This is a genomic window from Reinekea forsetii (genome assembly GCF_002795845.1).
In the GTDB taxonomy this organism is placed as follows: domain Bacteria; phylum Pseudomonadota; class Gammaproteobacteria; order Pseudomonadales; family Natronospirillaceae; genus Reinekea; species Reinekea forsetii.
On record NZ_CP011797.1, the window covers coordinates 1,920,626 to 1,937,983 of the forward strand.

Annotated in this window: 20 protein-coding genes and 1 tRNA gene; 7 read left to right on the forward strand and 14 right to left on the reverse strand. The window is 53.1% G+C overall.

Annotated features, from left to right (window positions below):
* Window positions 1–293 precede the first annotated feature (293 nt).
* Both REIFOR_RS08960 and REIFOR_RS08965 read left to right on the forward strand, forming a co-directional pair.
* Window positions 294–830 carry a Pycsar system effector family protein gene (locus REIFOR_RS08960; RefSeq protein ID WP_100257232.1) on the forward strand — a complete coding sequence of 179 codons (537 nt, stop codon included), beginning with the start codon at window positions 294–296 and terminating at the stop codon, window positions 828–830.
* A 215-nt stretch (window positions 831–1,045) separates the two neighbouring features.
* The gene (locus REIFOR_RS08965) at window positions 1,046–1,582 is read left to right on the forward strand and encodes a Pycsar system effector family protein (RefSeq protein ID WP_100257233.1); all 537 of its coding nucleotides are present in this window, start codon (window positions 1,046–1,048) and stop codon (window positions 1,580–1,582) included.
* 73 nt (window positions 1,583–1,655) lie between these two features.
* On the opposite strand, the gene gloA2 is transcribed toward REIFOR_RS08965, so the two are convergent.
* From gloA2 to REIFOR_RS08995, 6 genes are all read right to left on the reverse strand, one after another.
* The gene (gene gloA2 / locus REIFOR_RS08970) at window positions 1,656–2,069 is read right to left on the reverse strand and encodes an SMU1112c/YaeR family gloxylase I-like metalloprotein (protein ID WP_100257234.1); all 414 of its coding nucleotides are present in this window, start codon (window positions 2,067–2,069) and stop codon (window positions 1,656–1,658) included.
* On the reverse strand, window positions 2,069–3,181 hold the full coding sequence (locus tag REIFOR_RS08975) for a 1-acyl-sn-glycerol-3-phosphate acyltransferase (RefSeq protein ID WP_100257235.1): 1,113 nt from the start codon (window positions 3,179–3,181) through the stop codon (window positions 2,069–2,071). The genes gloA2 and REIFOR_RS08975 overlap by 1 nt, the downstream gene beginning before the upstream one ends.
* A gap of 116 nt (window positions 3,182–3,297) precedes the next feature.
* On the reverse strand, window positions 3,298–3,609 hold the full coding sequence (locus tag REIFOR_RS08980; RefSeq protein WP_145980269.1) for a hypothetical protein: 312 nt from the start codon (window positions 3,607–3,609) through the stop codon (window positions 3,298–3,300).
* Window positions 3,606–4,007 carry a YiiD C-terminal domain-containing protein gene (locus REIFOR_RS08985; protein WP_100257237.1) on the reverse strand — a complete coding sequence of 134 codons (402 nt, stop codon included), beginning with the start codon at window positions 4,005–4,007 and terminating at the stop codon, window positions 3,606–3,608. The genes REIFOR_RS08980 and REIFOR_RS08985 overlap by 4 nt, the downstream gene beginning before the upstream one ends.
* Window positions 4,004–4,678: an HAD family hydrolase gene (locus REIFOR_RS08990; protein ID WP_100257238.1), complete on the reverse strand. Its 675-nt coding sequence runs from the start codon at window positions 4,676–4,678 to the stop codon at window positions 4,004–4,006. Before REIFOR_RS08990 ends, REIFOR_RS08985 begins: the two co-directional genes overlap by 4 nt.
* 18 nt (window positions 4,679–4,696) lie before the next feature.
* Window positions 4,697–5,395, reverse strand: a complete 699-nt coding sequence (locus tag REIFOR_RS08995) for an aspartate/glutamate racemase family protein (RefSeq protein ID WP_100257239.1) — start codon at window positions 5,393–5,395, stop codon at window positions 4,697–4,699.
* 71 nt (window positions 5,396–5,466) lie between these two features.
* Between REIFOR_RS08995 and pepQ the strand changes: the two genes are divergently transcribed.
* Entirely contained in the window at window positions 5,467–6,750 is a 1,284-nt protein-coding gene (gene pepQ, locus REIFOR_RS09000) for a Xaa-Pro dipeptidase (protein WP_100257240.1), read from the forward strand.
* Between the two features lie 31 nt (window positions 6,751–6,781).
* Here the strand turns inward: pepQ and REIFOR_RS09005 are convergent, their stop codons facing one another.
* Entirely contained in the window at window positions 6,782–8,254 is a 1,473-nt protein-coding gene (locus REIFOR_RS09005; RefSeq protein ID WP_100257241.1) for an aminotransferase class V-fold PLP-dependent enzyme, read from the reverse strand.
* Window positions 8,255–8,380: 126 nt separating this feature from the next.
* Here REIFOR_RS09005 and REIFOR_RS09010 point away from each other — a divergent pair, with 126 nt between their 5' ends.
* Window positions 8,381–8,836 (forward strand): Lrp/AsnC family transcriptional regulator, encoded by a 456-nt coding sequence (locus REIFOR_RS09010; protein ID WP_100258741.1) that lies wholly within the window; start codon window positions 8,381–8,383, stop codon window positions 8,834–8,836.
* A 182-nt stretch (window positions 8,837–9,018) separates the two neighbouring features.
* Here REIFOR_RS09010 and hemG read toward each other — a convergent pair whose 3' ends face one another.
* The 3 genes from hemG to REIFOR_RS09025 form a co-directional block, all read right to left on the reverse strand.
* Entirely contained in the window at window positions 9,019–9,534 is a 516-nt protein-coding gene (hemG, locus tag REIFOR_RS09015; protein WP_100257242.1) for a menaquinone-dependent protoporphyrinogen IX dehydrogenase, read from the reverse strand.
* A gap of 111 nt (window positions 9,535–9,645) precedes the next feature.
* The gene (feoB, locus tag REIFOR_RS09020) at window positions 9,646–11,784 is read right to left on the reverse strand and encodes a ferrous iron transport protein B (protein WP_227003647.1); all 2,139 of its coding nucleotides are present in this window, start codon (window positions 11,782–11,784) and stop codon (window positions 9,646–9,648) included.
* Window positions 11,781–12,011, reverse strand: coding sequence for a FeoA family protein (locus REIFOR_RS09025; protein ID WP_158524340.1), 231 nt, complete (start codon window positions 12,009–12,011; stop codon window positions 11,781–11,783). The genes feoB and REIFOR_RS09025 overlap by 4 nt, the downstream gene beginning before the upstream one ends.
* 204 nt (window positions 12,012–12,215) lie before the next feature.
* Here REIFOR_RS09025 and REIFOR_RS09030 point away from each other — a divergent pair.
* Window positions 12,216–12,305 (forward strand) — tRNA-Ser (locus tag REIFOR_RS09030).
* Window positions 12,306–12,679: 374 nt separating this feature from the next.
* Window positions 12,680–12,844 (forward strand): transposase, encoded by a 165-nt coding sequence (locus tag REIFOR_RS17185; RefSeq protein WP_145980270.1) that lies wholly within the window; start codon window positions 12,680–12,682, stop codon window positions 12,842–12,844.
* 155 nt (window positions 12,845–12,999) lie between these two features.
* Here REIFOR_RS17185 and REIFOR_RS09035 read toward each other — a convergent pair whose 3' ends face one another.
* From REIFOR_RS09035 to REIFOR_RS17005, 3 genes are all read right to left on the reverse strand, one after another.
* Window positions 13,000–14,190, reverse strand: a complete 1,191-nt coding sequence (locus REIFOR_RS09035; RefSeq protein WP_100257244.1) for a Fic family protein — start codon at window positions 14,188–14,190, stop codon at window positions 13,000–13,002.
* Between the two features lie 939 nt (window positions 14,191–15,129).
* Window positions 15,130–16,017: an AAA family ATPase gene (locus REIFOR_RS09045; RefSeq protein WP_227003648.1), complete on the reverse strand. Its 888-nt coding sequence runs from the start codon at window positions 16,015–16,017 to the stop codon at window positions 15,130–15,132.
* Window positions 15,995–16,315, reverse strand: a complete 321-nt coding sequence (locus REIFOR_RS17005; protein WP_227003649.1) for an AAA family ATPase — start codon at window positions 16,313–16,315, stop codon at window positions 15,995–15,997. Before REIFOR_RS17005 ends, REIFOR_RS09045 begins: the two co-directional genes overlap by 23 nt.
* 409 nt (window positions 16,316–16,724) lie before the next feature.
* Between REIFOR_RS17005 and REIFOR_RS09050 the strand changes: the two genes are divergently transcribed.
* Window positions 16,725–17,054 (forward strand): hypothetical protein, encoded by a 330-nt coding sequence (locus tag REIFOR_RS09050; protein ID WP_100257246.1) that lies wholly within the window; start codon window positions 16,725–16,727, stop codon window positions 17,052–17,054.
* A gap of 67 nt (window positions 17,055–17,121) precedes the next feature.
* Here REIFOR_RS09050 and REIFOR_RS09055 read toward each other — a convergent pair whose 3' ends face one another.
* Entirely contained in the window at window positions 17,122–17,343 is a 222-nt protein-coding gene (locus tag REIFOR_RS09055) for a hypothetical protein (protein ID WP_100257247.1), read from the reverse strand.
* Window positions 17,344–17,358: the final 15 nt, after the last annotated feature.

The window sequence follows — 17,358 nt, forward strand, 5'->3', positions numbered from 1 at the left end:
TTTTATAAAGAATCGGTGGGACAAACTAGTCGAATCGTCAATTTAAGTCAAAAGGGGGGGCATTTAGTATCGATATCGCTATAGGTACCGACCCATAAGTCAGTGCAGGGGCCGTTAGGATCTGCGTTGGCATGCCCCTGAACTCCTGTCTCCACGCGCACCGCAATGAATTAAAGCCAAGGGGTGTATTAGGCATTTTTAGTACGTAGTCTATGAGTTAGTATACATCTTATCGACTACTGTTCGGCCGGAGTGGCTGTTAAGTTGAAATACATTATTTATTAGGAATTTCAATGGCCAACCAAACAACTGACAATTTCGCAGAACCCATGCTGGAACAGACCCATCAGCACCATGTGACGCTATCGTCCTTGGGCGATGCCAAGGCCAACATGTTGCTCACGATATCGTCCGTGACCGCCACGCTCTGTTTAGCGCTGCTGGATAATATGCTTTATCGTCCCGCCCTGGCGATACTAATGCTGTTCTCGTTAGTGACTATTTTCCTCGCCTGCTTTGTGGTGATCCCGAAAGTGGATTTAACCAAACGGCTGGACCCGGATCTGCAGTTGGGCAATCCTAACTTTAATCCGTTGTTTTTCGGTGATTTTCACACTATCAGGTTTGACAAGTATTTAACTCTAATGGAACAGGTATTCAACAATCCGACACTCTGTCATGAGATTGAGTTGCGGGAAATACACGGTTTAGGCCAATATCTAGCGAAAAAGAAATTTAACACCTTACGCGCTGCTTATTTGACTTTCATGGCGGGTTTTATCTCTGCTGCCGTGGTTCTATGCATTAGCCTGATGGTCTATTATTTTTAACCGCTGCTGTTTTGGGGCTCATGCTATGTTGGGGCTCATGTAGCGTCGGACTGGCTAAAAATGAGGGTATAACAGACCGACTCGCCCGAGGGAAATTTGGCTCAACGAACAAAAAATCCAATGAGCGAAGCCTAATATAAGATAGACTAATACCGAATGACATTCGACCCGAGGGCCTGTCTTGGCAGGAACTTCATAAATCAGTAGGAGCCTCTATGCACATCCAGACACCGGCAGTTCACGTCGACCATATGTTAAAACAGACGCGTCAGCACCACGTCACCCTTTCGTCTATGGCTGATGCAAAGGCCAATATGTTGCTGACCATGTCATCCGTTGTCGCCACCCTGTGCTTGCCGCAACTGAGCAATTTGGCCTATCGTCCCGCTTTAGGGACTCTGATGTTCTTCTGTTTGATTACGATCTTTTTCGCCTGTTATGCGGTAATGCCGAAAATGAGTATGGCCAAACGCCCCGATGGCGACTTGGAGTTGAGCAACCCCAACTTCAATCCGATGTTTTTTGGCGACTTTCATACGATAAAATTTGATGACTATTTGGTCATGATGGAAAGGACATTAAACGATTCATCGCTCTCTTATGAGATTCAGTTGCGCGAAATATACGGTTTAGGGCAGTACCTGGCCAAGAAGAAATACCGCCTGCTGCGCTACGGTTACCTGACTTTTTTAACCGGTTTCGGATCCGCTGCCGTTATTCTCATCATTACGATGGTTATGCCCTCTTTCTAAGCAAAGGCCAATTTGCCTAAACCGCCCCAATGCGTTTTAACAATTAGGCGCGGCTGTTGGCCTAGGTATCGAGTTATCTTCGGTCATGCTCGCTCAGGCACTCGACCAGCTCGAGCGGCAGGCCATCGGGATCGGGGAAGAAGGTAAAGCGGTTACCGGTCAGTTCATCCACGCGCACCGGCTCCACCACCACCTGGTGTTGCTGCAGGTAGGCGATGGCCGCGTCGAGGTCCAGGACTCGAATCGCCAAATGGCGTAAACCCTGGGCCTCAGGCGTTGAGGGCCGCGCGGGGGCCGCCGGAAAGGTGAACAATTCCAACTCAAACCCCGGAAAACCGATATCCAGTTTATAACTCTGACGCGCCGCCCTATAGGTTTCGGCAATCACCGTGCCGCCCAACAGCTCAACATAAAACCGCTTAGCAACCTGATAGTCCGAGCAAATCAACGCGATGTGATGGAGACCCTGAACCCCTGGTAAGGCCATTAGAGCGGTGCCTCGCCGCGGCGCATACGCAAACCGTTGGCGTATTGCTTGAGAATATAGGGTCTTAATTCCGCTCGGGCCGACTCGACCCGCTTTTTCAGCGTCTCAACATTGGCATTGGCGATCTCGCCGACATTATTATTCAGACAGGCCTCAGCCCAGTCATTGGTCGGGAAGCTCTGATAGATCTGGTGGATTTGGGTATCGATGTGTTCGGCGACCTCATCGTCGGTTTCGAATTGACCCTGCAACACCTCACCAAACTCCAGGTGCACCCGGCCTTTCCAGCCGGTCATGCCGCGGGCAATGGAATTTAAATCTTCGTTTTTACGTTTTACATAATCGCCGTTAGTCTCCAGCGCATAGAGTTCCCGCGCCTTGGCCAGGTCGAGCGGATCGAGCTCATAGCTGATCGCCACCGGCACTATATTCAGTTCATTGATGTACTCAGAGTAGGCGCGCAATTTGGGCTTACTCAGACTAAACATGCCGATGACCGCCGGATTGGTGCGATCGTAGCCGTCCTTGGAGCGACCTTCGCGCTGTGCAATCCAGATGCTGGCCGATTCGTCGAGAATCGAATAGTGGATATAACGAGACAATTCTTGGGCGGCTTTGAAGCGCGCCTTCAACCCGGTAATACCCCGCTTGACGATAAAGCTCTTGTTTAAGCGCATCAGATTGGCGGAAAAGGGTTGGCTTAACAGGTTATCGCCAACGGCAATCCGCGCCGTCTGAAAGCCGTTTTGGTGCAAGGCCCAATTCAACATCGCCGGGTCCATCACGATATCGCGGTGATTGGACACAAAGAGATAGGCCTTCTGTTTATCCAGTCGGTCCAGACCGTGCACCGAAAACTCGGCGACAGACTTCTTTAGCAAACGACTCACCAGCGGGCTTAATTTCTGTTGAAAGCTCGCTACATCGGTTACCGACCAGAGATATACCTTCAACAGCGCGCGAATCAGCGGCTGTAACAGCCACGGCGCTCTTTTGTTCAAACCCGGTGCCAACCAGGAGCCCATGGCTTTGGCCAAGGCTGGGTCGTTGAGGGTTGTTTTCAGTACGGTCTTTACTTCTGCATCTTGAAAGGGGCGGATGTCTGCAAACACGAGTAATTCTTTTATGGCGGGTCAAGCTCCCTAGAATAGTAGAAAAGCCATTTAATTTCAGCTATTTAGACGAGTTCTTGAGCTGGGCGATAGGGTTTTAGGCCGGGCCTGCTCGGTTAAATCGCCCAGACCAGATTGGCTTGGCCAAGCTCAACCCTAAATTGTGGGTGTTTTTGTTGGATAAAATCAGCCCCAACCAACAAGGCAAATAATCGATCGTCATCGATCAGATTAAAGGACTGCGCCGACGCCGACGTGAGAAAGGCCGGCACAGTGTCTGCGCTGTCGGCCTGATAAAGCAACCAGAGACGGCTGAAGAGTGCCTGCAGCGCGGCATCGAGCACGAATTCGATACGCCGATGCTGTTCAATCCAGCTCAATTGCACGGTCGGTTGAATTAACAGCCGATTCAGGGGCACCACCCTCACGCCTGAAGGATCCGGTAATCACCGGTGAATTGGCTGACCAGTTCACCCTGCTGGTCGCGTGCCTCGACGCTCAACAACGCGCGCCAATGGCCACTGGGCCGGCGCTCGGGCGGACTGACAAAACGCGCCACGATGCGCAAATCGGTCAGCGCCGCCTTGGGATATTGAACCTGGGAGTCTTTGATTGCGACCTTATCACCCAGCTGCTGTTCGGCCGCCCAGGCGCTGGTCAGATACCAGCCGGCCAGGACCAACACCGAATATTGACTGCCGGCAAAGACCGTTGCCTTGTCGTTTCGGTTGCCGTCCAGCGGCAGGCTAAACACCGCCTCTGCCGCATTGCAATGCACTAGCTCGATACCCAGATGCGCTAGGGGTTCTATCGCGCCTAGGTTCATAACCAGTCGCCGCCGCGCTGCATCGCCAACCAGCGCGGAAAACTCGCCAGTGAATCGAGTGCATCATAGATCGAGTCCTGCCATTCCGGGTTAGTGTCGATCAGATCTGGGACATGCACCACCATGCAACCGGCCGCCAAGCCCGAGGCAACGCCATTGGCACTGTCTTCGATAATCAACACCCGAGCTGGGTCGACCGACAATAGGTTACAGCCACTTAAATAGGGCTCCGGATGCGGTTTGCCCTGGCTTACCTGGTCACCGCCAATTAGATGTTCAAAATAGGAATTGAGTCCAAACTGGGCCAATTTCTGGCGCGCGCTCGCGTTAGGCGAACTGGTGACCACCATTTGCGGCAAATGCGCGTCGGCGACCGAGTTGAGCGCCTCGATCACCCCTTCTTTCAGTTCCAACTCCTCGCTGGCACGGCTCCGGTAGCGCGCCCCGACCAAGCTGCAATAGTGCTCGGCCAACTCCAGAGTATCGACATATTGCAGATACCACTGCACGATGCCTTGATGATTCATGCCCACGGTCTCCAAATAGCGTGCAGCGGGGTCCGCCATCACGCCCTGCTCGGTCATGAGCTGACTGAAAACATCCTGAACCAGACGTTCTGAATCGAGTAATACGCCGTCCATATCCCACAATACGGCTTCAATAATCGCCAATGCGCGCTCCTATTAATTTCACTGTTTGGCCAGCAGCCACTCTACGGCAGACTGGGCATGTATAAGGGTGGTATCAATTAAGGCCACCGGGGTGTCATCGGGGCCAATCAACATACCGATCTCAGTACAACCGAGGATCACGCTCTGCGCGCCTCGGTCGGCCAAGTCAGCAACGATTTCCTGGTAGCGTTGTCGTGACGCTGGGTTAATCTGACCCAGACACAGTTCCTGATAAATAATACGATGCACATCATCACGCTGCGTTCGATTGGGAACGATCACTTCCAGGTCGAAATGGTCGATTAGGCGCTGTTTATAGAAGCTTTGCTCCATGGTAAAGGCCGTGCCCAAGAGTGCAACTTTTTGGCGACCCTCGGCCTGCAAAACAGCACCGGTGCAATCGGCGATATGAATCAGCTCCAGACCCGATGCTTGAATGATGTCATCGGCAACCTTATGCATGGTGTTGGTGGCAATCACCAGGCCTTCTGCCCCGCCCGCCTTGAGCAACTGTGCGGCATGGGCCAGATAGGCCGCGGCACTGTCCCAATCGCCTTGCTGTTGCCAGCGTTCGATCAGGGCAAAGTCAACCGAGCGCACCAACAGATCGGCGCTGTGCAGGCCACCGAGGCGAGCCTTAACCCCCTCATTGATCAGTTGATAATAGTGCGCCGTGCTTTCCCAACTCATACCGCCCAGAATACCCAAACACTTCATCTCTAGCCCCTGTTATCGTCCAGCGTTACACTAACGGGAGCAACTCACCCAGCGAACAGGATGCAGGCCCCATGTCTCTCTATCAAGCCCACCTTCAGGCCCTGATGCAGCGCTATCAGCTCGCCTGTGATCAATTTCAACTCGATGCCATCGCAGTTCATGCTGGCAGTCTAACCCATTATGCATTGGACGACCTCAGTCACCCCTTTCATCCGGCGGCCTTTGCCCAACAATGGTTACCCTATGACCTGCCCGCTGAAACCTGGGTGGTCTATAGCCCGACTCAGGGTCTGCGCCTCTATTGGCCGGCCAAGCAGGATTTTTGGCATGTCTGCCCGAGCGCACCCACGGGCACCTGGACGGACCCTTGGCAGATTATCGCCGCCGCCGATACCGACTGGCTTAGTGAGTTATCCGGTCGGGTCGCGGTGTTGACCCAAAGCCCGCACGTTCTGCCCAGGCGCCATCAACTGTTGGTCAATCCGGAACATCTGATTCATTGGCTCAATTTCGATCGGGCGGTCAAGACAGAATGGGAGATTTCCCAGCTGCGCCGGGCCAATGAGCGCGCCCTGGTGGGCCATGCCGCAGCCGAACAGGGCTTTTTAAACGGCCTGTCCGAGCTCGACATTCACCGTGCCTACCTGATTGCCAGCGAACAGCAGCAAATTGATGAACCCTACGGTGCCATCGTCGGTTTGAACGAATCGGCCGCGGTGCTGCATTATGAACGCAAAAACCTGACCCCACCGGAGCAGTCACATACCCTACTGATCGATGCTGGGGTCAAGGTGAACGGCTATGCCAGCGATATTACCCGGACCAGCACCACCGATCGGGGCGTGTTCCGCGAACTGGTCGAGCGCGTCGATGCCTATCAGCGCCAGTTGGTCGAGCTCTGTCAGGTGGGCACACCCTATCTGGCGATTCATGAGGCGGCCCTGCGTTATAGTGCCGACACCTTGCGCGCGACCGGCATCTGCTCGCTGAGCGTCGATGAGCAGCTGGCCAAGCGGGTAACCCAGGTCTTTTTCCCGCACGGCATCGGGCATCTGCTCGGCTTGCAGGTCCACGATGTCGGCGGCCATCAGCAAGACCGCAGCGGCATGATCGAAAAGCCGCCCGAGCATGCGCCCTTTTTACGCCTGACTCGACCGCTGGCCGAGGGCAGCGTGATTACCATCGAACCGGGGCTCTATTTTATCCCCATGCTGCTAACCAAGATGCAGGCCGAAATCGGCAAGCATGGCTGCGATTTGGCCTTGATCGAGCAGTTAACACCCTTCGGTGGCGTGCGGATTGAAGACAATATCGTGGTGCGCAGTGCCGGCCCAGAGAACTTAACCCGGCCCTAATGTACGCCGGACTATGTCCCCAAGCAGGCACTCAGCTAAGCGTGGTCCAAAAATCGGCGGCGGGCGTTCTAGGCAGTGGCGTCTGGTCGACCGATAGCTGAGCCACCGCTCCGATGGCATCGGCCAATCGATCCAGCTGTGCCGCACTCATCGACGGATGCAGACTGATGCGCACCCAGCCCGGCTTATCGGTTGGGCACGCCTCGTCCAATCCGGCGGTGATCGCATTGGAGGTGCATTGATCGATGGCCAGCAAATGGTGACCGTAGGTGCCGGCGCAGGCACAGCCGCCACGCGATTCGATGTAAAACCGATCACTCAGCCGCTGCACCGCACTGCGGTAATCCAGGTTGGCAAAGACGATGGAAAACACACTCAGCCGATCCCGATGCTGATCGGACAGAACCCTCACCGCAGGCATCGCACTCAAACGGGCAAACAGCCGCTGATTCAACCAGGCTTCGCGTGCCGCAATGCGCTCGGTGCCCATCTCCTCTTTCAGCTGAATCGCCAGAGCCGTGCGCAAGGTTTGTAAGATGCCCGGTGTACCGCCGGATTCGCGCTGCTCGATATCCTTAATAAAGCGATGTTCGCCCCAGGGGTTGGTCCATAAGACGGTGCCGCCACCGGGCTGGTCGGGTATTCGGTTTTGGTACAGCGCCTGATTAAAGACCAGCACGCCATTACTGCCCGGTCCGCCGAGAAACTTGTGCGGCGAAAAATAGATCGCATCGAGCCACTCATCGGCATTAGGGTGCATATCGATATCGACATAGGGCGCCGAGGCGGCAAAATCGACAAAGGCTAGGCCGCCCTGAGCATGCATCAGCCGAGCAATGTCCCGATAGGGCGTGACAATGCCGGTCACATTGGAGGCGGCGGTCACCGAAGCCACCTTGATTTTGCGCTTGGCTTCACGCAACAGATCCTGTTCGAGCCAAGCCAGATCGATCTCATCGCCGTCGAGAGCGGGAATCAGGCGCAGTTCAGCCAGGCTTTCCAGCCACATGGTCTGATTGCTGTGGTGTTCCCGATGGGTGATATAGACCAAGGGCCGCTCGGCAAGGTTATCGAGTATCAATTGCCGATGCGATTCGTGACTCCACCAACCCAACAAGCGCATCAGCTTAGCCAGCGCTCCAGTCATCCCGGTCCCGACATTGAGCAAGACATCGTTCGAATCGGCTCGAACATGCGCCTTTATGCGCTCATGAGCCTGGGCCAGATAACGCGACATCTCCCGCCCGGTGTAACTGTCTTCGGTGTGAGTATTGGCCATGATCTGGCCGGCCAACTCGCTGATGCGCTGCTCAATGGGGCGATACAAGCGGCCGCTGGCGGTCCAGTCGGCGTAGAGCCGATCTGGATTTTGCCGATCCTCAATAATGTTGGCTTGAATGCCCTGCCAATAGGCCCGGTCGGGTTCTCCCTCAGCGTTCGTTGACGCGGCTTCGACGGCCGATGCGGATGACGGCTGGGCCGAGCGTGAGAGGGAAACTGACATAAGCGGCGATCCGTTAATGATTCAGCTTAGGATAATCGAACATGCCGCCCGATGGGTTCCAAAATTTCCACCATTAAGTTACATTAGGGGTATAAATTTCTAACATAATATATATAAGTGAAAAATATGATCGATTCGATCGATAAGCACATTTTACAGCTGCTGCAACAGGACGCCACCTTAGTGGTGCAGGAGATCGCCGACCGGGTCAACCTTACCGTGAGCCCGTGCTGGCGACGCATTCAGAATTTAGAAACCAAAGGCTATATCGAGAAACGCGTCGCCTTGTTGAATCGGCAACAACTGGAGCTAGGCATCGATGTCTTCGTCTTTATTAAGACCAATGAACACAATGATGACTGGCTGGAAACCTTCTATCAGGCGTTGCAAGTCTTGCCCGAGGTGGTCGAAGCCTATCGAATGAGCGGCGACGTCGATTATTTATTGAGAGTGGTGGTAAAAGATATAGAGGCCTACGACCGTTTTTACAAGCGGCTGGTCGGCCGGGTGCGCCTTTCAGATGTCAGTTCCAGCTTTGCTATGGAGCGAATCAAACACACCACCGCCCTGCCGCTTGGCTAATGGTTTTTTTGCGGGATGGGGTTAAGCTGCGCGTTCGCGCTGACCTGGACGCGCTCAACTGATCAACTGATTAACCGATCCGCCACAGAGCGTAGTCAATAAAAAAATCCAAAATATAGATAACGGTATAAATAACAAAGGCCATAGCAGTCAAGGACCTATCCAAGGGCTTGGCATCAGACCTAGGCGGAAATAGCCTTGGCGAAACGGGTTACCGCGTGCCAGTCGGTGTATTCAATGGTGCTGGTGCCATCGGCGCAACCGCCGGTCATTTTCATAATCAAGCGGATCATGTGCTTATCGAAAAAACCGTATATCGGGTAGTTCAATTTTCCGGCAAAGAGCGCTACGTGGTCCGGCTGCCAGGCGCTGGTACGCAGAAATCGTTGCAAATAGGGACTGGTAGCAGGGTCGGCTCTGCCCGGCTTGCGCGCGGTGAGATTGACACCGAAGAAGGCGCTTTTGCGACCGTTGAGCCAAGCCTTATGTTGGCTGACGGTGTTCAGCAGTTCGTCTTGAAAGTGCCCATAACGGATCGACGCGCCAATCACCACACAGCGGATCCGCTCATCGCCCTGCCAGCTATCGACGTCGGCCAAGGGCGCCACGTGCACCGGGCCTGGCCAGTCTTGGGCCAGGGTTTCGGCAATCTTACGGGTGTGTCCGTCTGTGCTGGAGTAGAAAATAAGGCTGGTCATAGACTGTGCTCCACTATTGGCAGCAGGCAGTCTAATCAGGATTGGCCAGAATACTTTTGATGTAAGGCAAACAAAGCCAGCGCCGGCCAGGCCGACTTATAAGACGACTTTTTAGCCGATCAACCGGAGCGGGATTCGATTGGACGGTGCAATGCTCGGCAAGGGCCGGCCCATACGTTTAATCAGCAGCAAATACAGACCAATCAACACCAGCATACCCACCACCCAGGCGCTCGAACTGAGCGGATGCTCGAGTACGGTACCCAGCTGATAAACAATGGTGGCCACGCCATAGGCCAATACCGTGCTCCAGCTGATCACCACCCAAGCCCAGCGGCTGCCGGCCTCACGCACTAACGCGCCCATGACCGCGACGCAGGGCGTATAGAGCAGGATAAAGAGCAAATAACAGAAGGCGGCAAAGGGGGTGACAAAGAGCACCGCCATGGTGGTCAGGGTGGTGGCTCGCACCGCCTGATCGGCCGCGGCCAGATCGACGGTGTCGTATTGCACCACCTGAATGCCGAGCGGGTCGCTCAGGGCATGGATCAGGCCCGCGCCATTGTCGCTAATAGAGCGCACGGCGCGCAGGGTTTCAGCACCAAAGTGGAGCGCACCCGCCGGCCTATCGGCCACGCCGGCGACATCGGCGTAGAGCGAATCGAGCGTACCAACCACGGCTTCCTTGGTGAAGATACCGGTAATCACCCCCACCGTTGCCGGCCAGTTATCGGCTTGCACACCAATGGGCGCAAGCAATGGCGTGGCGGCACGACTGATCGCACTGAGGATCGAGGCCTGACTGTTCTCGTGGCCAAAGCTGCCGTCGGTGCCCCAGGAGTTCAAAAATGAGAGCAACACCACCACCTGAATAATGGTCTTCCCGGCACGCAGTAGAAAACTCTGCAACCGGTGCCAGGTAGTCATCAAGACATTGCGTAGCGATGGAATATGGTAAACCGGCATTTCCATAATCGAACTGCTGATCGCCCCCTGAAAAAAGGCTCGCCGGAAGATCCAACCGGTTAACACGGCCATGGCAATGCCAAACAGATAGAGGCCAAAGACCACATTCTGCCCCTGATGCCCGAAAAAGGCCGCGGCAAACAGCGCATAAACCGTGAGCCGAGCCCCGCAGGACATAAAGGGCGTCATCGCGATGGTGACCATGCGATCTGCCTGGCGATCGAGCGTCCGGGTCGCCATGACCGAGGGCACATTGCAGCCAAAGCCGACTATTAAAGGCACGAAGGCGCGCCCGGGTAGGCCGATCGACTGCATCAGCCGGTCAACCACAAAGGCGGCCCGCACTATATAGCCGGAGCCTTCAAGGACGGACAGCCCCAGATACAGGAAGCCGATCACCGGAATAAAGGTACCCACCAATTGGATACCACTGCCCAAGCCATCGGCCAATACCACACTGAGCCAGGCCGGCGCTTGCAGCATCGTTAACAGTTGACGGGTGCCTTCGACCAGCCAGGTGCCGAGGAGAATATCGAAAAAATCGATAAAGATGGCACCCACGTTAATGGCAAAAGTGAACAGCAGATAGATCGACAAAAGAAAGATCGGTATGCCCAAGAACCGGTTGAGCACCACTCGATCGACCCGCTCCGTCAGGGACCGGCCGCCATCGCCCTGCACCACCACCTGCTTAACCCAGCCCGAGGTTTGCTGTAAGCGCGCGGCAATGCGCGCACCTCCGGACTTGGGCAAGGCAATCGTGGCGCCGACAAAGGGTCGAGCCTGGGTCAATTGCGCCCGCACCAAAGCCGCCGCCGAGCTTTTGGCCGCCACGATGCCCAGCACCGGCAGACCGAGCACTTGGCTCAGCGCATCGAGCCGCACCGTCTGCTGATTGGCTTCGGCCACATCCAGCATATTGGCCACCACTAAGATGGGCACATCGTAATCACGCAATTGATGGCTTAACAAGAGTTGGCGATCGAGGCAGCTGGCATCGACCAGATTGATAATGATATCGATATCGCCCTGGAGCAGGCAATTAGCCGCTATCTGCTCATCGAGCCCAAAGTCATCCTGCTCCAGGGAATAGATGCCGGGCAAGTCCACCAGCTCCACACGCTCGCCCGTGACCAGGCTAAATGCACCGGTTTTCCGTTCAATGGTCACACCCGGCCAGTTGCCCACCTTCTGGTGCGCGCCGGTTAGGCTGTTAAAGAGCGTGGTTTTACCACAATTGGGGTTACCGATCAGCGCCACGCGCAATGTGTTTGGCTGGGTCATTTTGAGGCCTCCACCAGGATTTGATTGGCTTCAACGCGCCGCATACTAAACAACGTAGAACCGACCTTGATTTGCAGCGGGCAACCCAGCGGCGCCACGCGCACCACCCGCACTGCCGCACCGGGCATCAAGCCCAAGGATAGATAGCGTGCCTGATACGCCATACCCTGTTCGGCAAAACCGGCCACAACGCCCGGTTGCCCTACTTCCAATTGACTCAGTTGCACCGGGTCACCTAAAGCGTAAGATTCAGCCCACAGACTAAATGATAATGAATCTCAAATGCGATCTATTTGCATTTAGCTTGATTTGGATCAAGAAACGAGCCCCCCGCTGCCCAAGCCGACAAAACTTATTGTTAAATTTCAGCAGCTTAGCCACATTTATTATTGACACGTCTGATCAACAGGGTACACTGCGCTCGCACTCACGGAGAGTTGGCAGAGCCTGGCTTAATGCACCTGACTTGAAATCAGACGTAGGGTAACCTACCGGGGGTTCGAATCCCTCACTCTCCGCCATATTCAATAAAAGAGCCCACCTCGTGTGGGCTTTTTTATGGAATATTAATTAAGTCTGGGGATTTGTTCGTGGCACCCGCCGGGTTCGACCCGCAGGGCCGTGAGCGCAGTGAGCGCATCCCTCACTCTCCGCCATATTCAATAAAAGAGCCCACCTCGTGTGGGCTTTTTTATGCCTTGCCCTGCAATAACGCGATCCCAAAACAACGGGGACCGGTCAACTGGTAATCCCCCCAGGAATTGACAGGTACCAAAAATAGTGTTTTTAGTAAAAAAATACATTACCACTACAATGGGAGCCCCCTGTGTCAGGATAGTTGTCACCCTCTAGATTCCACCTAAAACCAGATCAGGGGGCGGCTAATGAGAACCGAATGGCTCGCTATTCTGCAGAACAGAAAGAATCGATATTGAAAAAGTTGCTTCCACAACACAACGTGACTGTGGCCGAGATTGTCCGCCAGGAACACATATCGTTAAAAACCCTTTATAATTGGGGTTCTGGGGTTTTTCCCTCGAAAAAAGACAAATGGCTCTGAACACCCCGCCATTAAAGGCCCCTAGAACTTAATTACATTAATTCATAAGAGATGTTCTAGATTGCAATGCTATCCTGGAGACTAAAAGCCGTAAGGCCTACAGGCGCCTTTGGTAAAAATACCCTTAAAATCCCCAGAACCCCATGCAGGAAGGATTATTCTGGAAACAGGCCAGGAAACCAGTAATGGGCCACACTTGCTGGGAATGCGATTCTCATGGTTCTCACGTTAGGTTCAACGACCAAGCCCAGTTGCTTCCACTCGGCAAACTTTCGACGACTACTGCGCTCTGACATACCGATCAGCGCGGAGGCGTCGGCTTTCGATATCCCACCTTCGGTTAACAAGATTCGAAACACGGCATCTGAGCCAACTGGGAAGCTGCCGGCGGCTATCTTGCTCCCAACCCAAATCATGACCCGCTCGCTCAGACCGATAACATCAAGCAACCCCGACATGAAATCGACCTGATCAATAGCTGTTTCCAGAAAGAATTTATTGAAGCTGATAAGCGCCTTTGTGCTTAAGTAACCTCGGCCATCGGTATCCACTTGCCGTGTAGAGTCACAGGCCTGCAAGTGGCCTTTGTATTTATCGACATTTCGGGCGAACCCTCGGGAAACAGACCATAATCCGTGCGTACCGAGTACTTTGTCGAGCGCGTACTGAGTGTGAAGGCGGGTAGTACGACCGTTACCATCCCAGAAGGGATGAATCCACGCGAGACGGTGGTGAGCAGATCCGGCATTTCGAATTGCTCGCAGTCTATTCATGCAGCCATAGACTTCGAAATAACGGATCATGAACCGGTTAATGGCACCGGCAGATATAGGAATGTGAAAACCAATTTTCACATCTCCTGTTCGATATTCGCCGCCAATAATGTCAATGGTGGTGCCATCTTGTTTCTCAATCACGGATAGGGAATCTGGTAGCTCTGCGTAGAAGTCAGCGTGAATGGCTGATATCAGCTGTTGCGTGAAGATTCCTTGTGTGTAGAGGTCGTTTTCTAAACGCTCTTGTACCGCAATGTGAGCTTTGGCTTCCATTTGGAGGTCCCGCTTTGCTGGCTCAGAATCAAAGTCTTTGAGCATTGCCCTGTCAATATCGACAGGATGGGTGTCATGGCCTTCGATCAGATTCGAGTAATAACAATTCATGTTGCGAAGCAGGACAGTGACGCCCCTCGATAGGTCTGCATTCATGCCTGCACTTAACTTCGCAGATTTCTGAGCGAGCTCCATGGCCATTTCGTCGAGTTCGTCTCGTTGCGGGGTTCCCTCCGTTACCAGCATTGGCTCCAGGGTGCTTATTACCTCTTTGGCATCAATAATCGCAGCTGTCATGTATTTTCACTCAGGCGTTTGACTGGTATTTTAGCAGTTTTTGACCGGTTTGTCAGATATTGTTGGCCGGTTATGTATCGGCTAGAGCCCAATGGGAATGGGGTGCTGTAGAATTATATGTCCGGTTTACTGGGATCAATTTGGCCGGTTTCCTTCTGAGGTGCTGGCCGGTGATTAGCCGGAGAGAATCGTAATCTATGGAGGCAAAACCCTAGAACCCCTGAAAAGCAATACACCTCTAAAAAAGCGTGAATGACGGGCTCTGTCAAATTCAAAGGGGTCAGAGCCATTGATTTCTAAGTCGCCCCTGTTAGCTAGACATGAAGGCCGGCATTTTCAGTTTAGCCGTTTGACACCAGCTTCCTAATGGGTGACCCCTATGATTCTGATCGGCATAACGAAATAGGTGAAATTAGCTAACACTGTTACTGAGCAACCCTTTTAAGCGAATTATTTGAGCTTTCGTGCTTGAGTCCAGAATAGCTTTAGCGAACAGCGGCGCATAGCTCTGTTTGCTGGTTTCCGGCCCACTGAGTTGCGCGTGCAATACACTCTTACAGGCCTTAGTCGTAGCGGGCGTGGGTTGCCCTAGCACCTCGAGTAACATCCCTTCTAAACACCGGGGTGTTGCTTCGATCAGCTCAAGTTTTTGCTTTTTAGCTGCTTTGCGATCTCGTGTAGTAATGGGTATGTCAGTATCCAGCAGCAGCACTGTTCGGTCGTAACTTACGTGACAGTTAGTCCGCACAATGTACCGGATCATTGCGCTTGGCGACCCGCCGTCGGCCGCATCAACCGACACTTTTTGGTCAAATACTCCCGCCGCCTAAATGCCCTTCATATGCTCGATAAAGGCTTTTTCGGCTGCACCCTCCCCAACCACCAGCAGTGTTGTTTTCACTACCTTGCGAATTCTTCTTTTAGGCATGCCTCATGACCTTAAAAATTCGGCACGGCACTCAGGGCACCGGCCATGTATTTGGCGTAGAGGTTATCATCGGCTCGAACCCCTTTTACCTCATCCAAACGCCAGCTTTGGGTGCACTGTTCTTCTTTTTCGACCAAATACACCTGATGTTTCGACAGCAGGTTAATCACCTCCGGCGTGTGACAGGTGAAAATAATTTGTGCCTGATGGGGATTGGTGTGCTCGAAGCGAAACCAGTCAAGCAGTTTTGGCAGCATATGGGGGTGAAGATCGTTGTCGATCTCATCAATTACCGCAAGCCCACCGTTCATTAACACCGGTAGCACAAGACTCAACAAAACAAAGGCCGATTGCGTGCCGGTGGATTCTTGTAGGAATGGTAATTCAAATACCCTATCTCCCGCCATGTGCAGGGCCACGGGCAAGTAGAGTGTTTCGACCTCACCATTAGGATTTGTTTGCTCCATTTTTCGAATACTGACTTTTGCAATGCCCAAGTCGAACTCACAGATGGCAGCGTTCATACGCTCTGACAGTTCAGGTAACTGGTAGTAATAACCTGCACTTTCCAACACTTTTACAGGCTGAAAATGATTGCGTCCGATGTCTTTGAGGTTATGGAATACCCGGTTAATGACCTCTAATATCGGGTTAGCCGCCAGCACACCATAGCTCTGCGCGGCGGCCAGCAATGATGCATTGGCGCGCAGCGTTTGTGCCTGCGCAGGTGGAAAACCAAATGCCTGTTGCTTGACCCGGTAACCCTGTTCAGTAGACTCGCGCACAAAAACATAGCTAAAGTATTTACTGGTTTTCTGGTACAGCGCTTCTTTAAGCACCTTGTTATTGTGCAGCGATACTTCGTATTTGTACTCTTCACCGGCCACTAGAAATCGCAATGTTAAAAACAGTTGGTTTATCTTTATGCAATGAGTGGGCAGCATAGGGTATAGAGCTGTCACCATTACCGGCCAGAAAGGAGTCAGTCGTAAACCAATTCAGGAAGGCAAATGCCTTCACTAACTGTGTTTTACCGGCGCCATTGGCGCCAACCACCGCAATGGCCTTGTTTATTCGGTCGCCATTGGCCAGAAATATGTCATAACCACTTTGAGTTGGTTTTTTACCCATTTCAAACGAGATTACCGCCTCATCCGCGACACTGTAGAAATTTGAAAGCCGGAGTTCAAGTATCATCCTAGGTCTACTGATACGTATTTTTGTTGATATTGAGCCTATACAACCAAAAAATCGTGGTTTGTAGCAGGTTTTTGGGGTCCAAATATGACGACTCAACCTACTAGAACTTGCTTTGAATGCGCCTTCGCCAACAGGCCAGAGGCGAGTAATGGGCGGTGCACATAAGCTGGTTAAGCCTAGAAGTGAACGACAAAGGATGTCTTGGCAGCTCGCCACACAAACAGCATCTAACGCACGAGTATGGTGGTGGCTGGACCCCACGACAACTGATCAACCCTGGTAAGGCTTGCTGACCTATAGAGGGTTTACATGGCAGATATGAGTCGCTGGCTTAACGGCATGGCGCCCTTCAGTTCGAAGACAACCTCGGTATACTGAACTTCACCACATTCCAACTGGGGGCTCCATGCGCAAGCAGATTCTATTTAGCGTTCTGGCTATCACCTTGCTAATTGCCAGTCTCTTTATTCCAAAAGAGGTTCACAGTGAGACTGAGATGACAGCAGTTGCACTGGGGTACCCGTTGCCGTTTCTTATTCAGGATTTTTCGAGATACACGCCCCTGGTATTCCCGCAAGAATTCAGCTTTGGCAGCCTATGGGAGGACCCTTTCAAGGTTCTATGGCTCAATCTGCTGGTATCTTTTGCAAGCTCAGTCTTTTTGCTGAATGGTTTGTTTTACTGCACAGCGCGCATTGTAAGAACCCAGCGAAAAACCGGCATTGAACCCGGCTAATCGCGCTTGAGGCGATGTCTGGCATTGCACGGTGCAGAACTGAAGCAAACGGAAACAGGGCCCTGTTCTAGGCCCTTGAGTCTGATGATGCCGCCATCTGATTCCGCGTCAGCAACAATTCCAACACCAAACCATAGAATTTCTCCGAACGGTCTGTACTGCCTAACAGTTGCAACATTTTATTCTGATGCGCAGCGCTGCTGCCAAAAATAGCGTCGTCAACGGCCTGTTTGAACCCACCCAGCATGGCGGTTTCTGGGCTATTGGTGGCAACCTGTTCCATCACCATTGGGTTCTCGGCGAC

Excerpts from the sequence above, each read along its gene's own strand:
- feoB (WP_227003647.1), bottom strand. The coding sequence starts at position 11,784 with ATGACCCAGCCAAACACATTGCGCGTGGCGCTGATCGGTAACCCCAAT.
- REIFOR_RS08960 (WP_100257232.1), top strand. The coding sequence starts at position 294 with ATGGCCAACCAAACAACTGACAATTTCGCAGAACCCATGCTGGAACAG.
- REIFOR_RS08985 (WP_100257237.1), bottom strand. The coding sequence starts at position 4,007 with ATGAACCTAGGCGCGATAGAACCCCTAGCGCATCTGGGTATCGAGCTA.
- REIFOR_RS09055 (WP_100257247.1), bottom strand. The coding sequence starts at position 17,343 with ATGGTGATGGAACAGGTTGCCACCAATAGCCCAGAAACCGCCATGCTG.
- REIFOR_RS09010 (WP_100258741.1), top strand. The coding sequence starts at position 8,381 with ATGATCGATTCGATCGATAAGCACATTTTACAGCTGCTGCAACAGGAC.
- gloA2 (WP_100257234.1), bottom strand. The coding sequence starts at position 2,069 with ATGGCCTTACCAGGGGTTCAGGGTCTCCATCACATCGCGTTGATTTGC.
- REIFOR_RS17005 (WP_227003649.1), bottom strand. The coding sequence starts at position 16,315 with ATGATACTTGAACTCCGGCTTTCAAATTTCTACAGTGTCGCGGATGAG.
- REIFOR_RS09035 (WP_100257244.1), bottom strand. The coding sequence starts at position 14,190 with ATGACAGCTGCGATTATTGATGCCAAAGAGGTAATAAGCACCCTGGAG.
- REIFOR_RS09005 (WP_100257241.1), bottom strand. The coding sequence starts at position 8,254 with ATGTCAGTTTCCCTCTCACGCTCGGCCCAGCCGTCATCCGCATCGGCC.
- REIFOR_RS17185 (WP_145980270.1), top strand. The coding sequence starts at position 12,680 with ATGGCTCGCTATTCTGCAGAACAGAAAGAATCGATATTGAAAAAGTTG.
- REIFOR_RS08995 (WP_100257239.1), bottom strand. The coding sequence starts at position 5,395 with ATGAAGTGTTTGGGTATTCTGGGCGGTATGAGTTGGGAAAGCACGGCG.
- REIFOR_RS09050 (WP_100257246.1), top strand. The coding sequence starts at position 16,725 with ATGCGCAAGCAGATTCTATTTAGCGTTCTGGCTATCACCTTGCTAATT.
- pepQ (WP_100257240.1), top strand. The coding sequence starts at position 5,467 with ATGTCTCTCTATCAAGCCCACCTTCAGGCCCTGATGCAGCGCTATCAG.
- hemG (WP_100257242.1), bottom strand. The coding sequence starts at position 9,534 with ATGACCAGCCTTATTTTCTACTCCAGCACAGACGGACACACCCGTAAG.
- REIFOR_RS08965 (WP_100257233.1), top strand. The coding sequence starts at position 1,046 with ATGCACATCCAGACACCGGCAGTTCACGTCGACCATATGTTAAAACAG.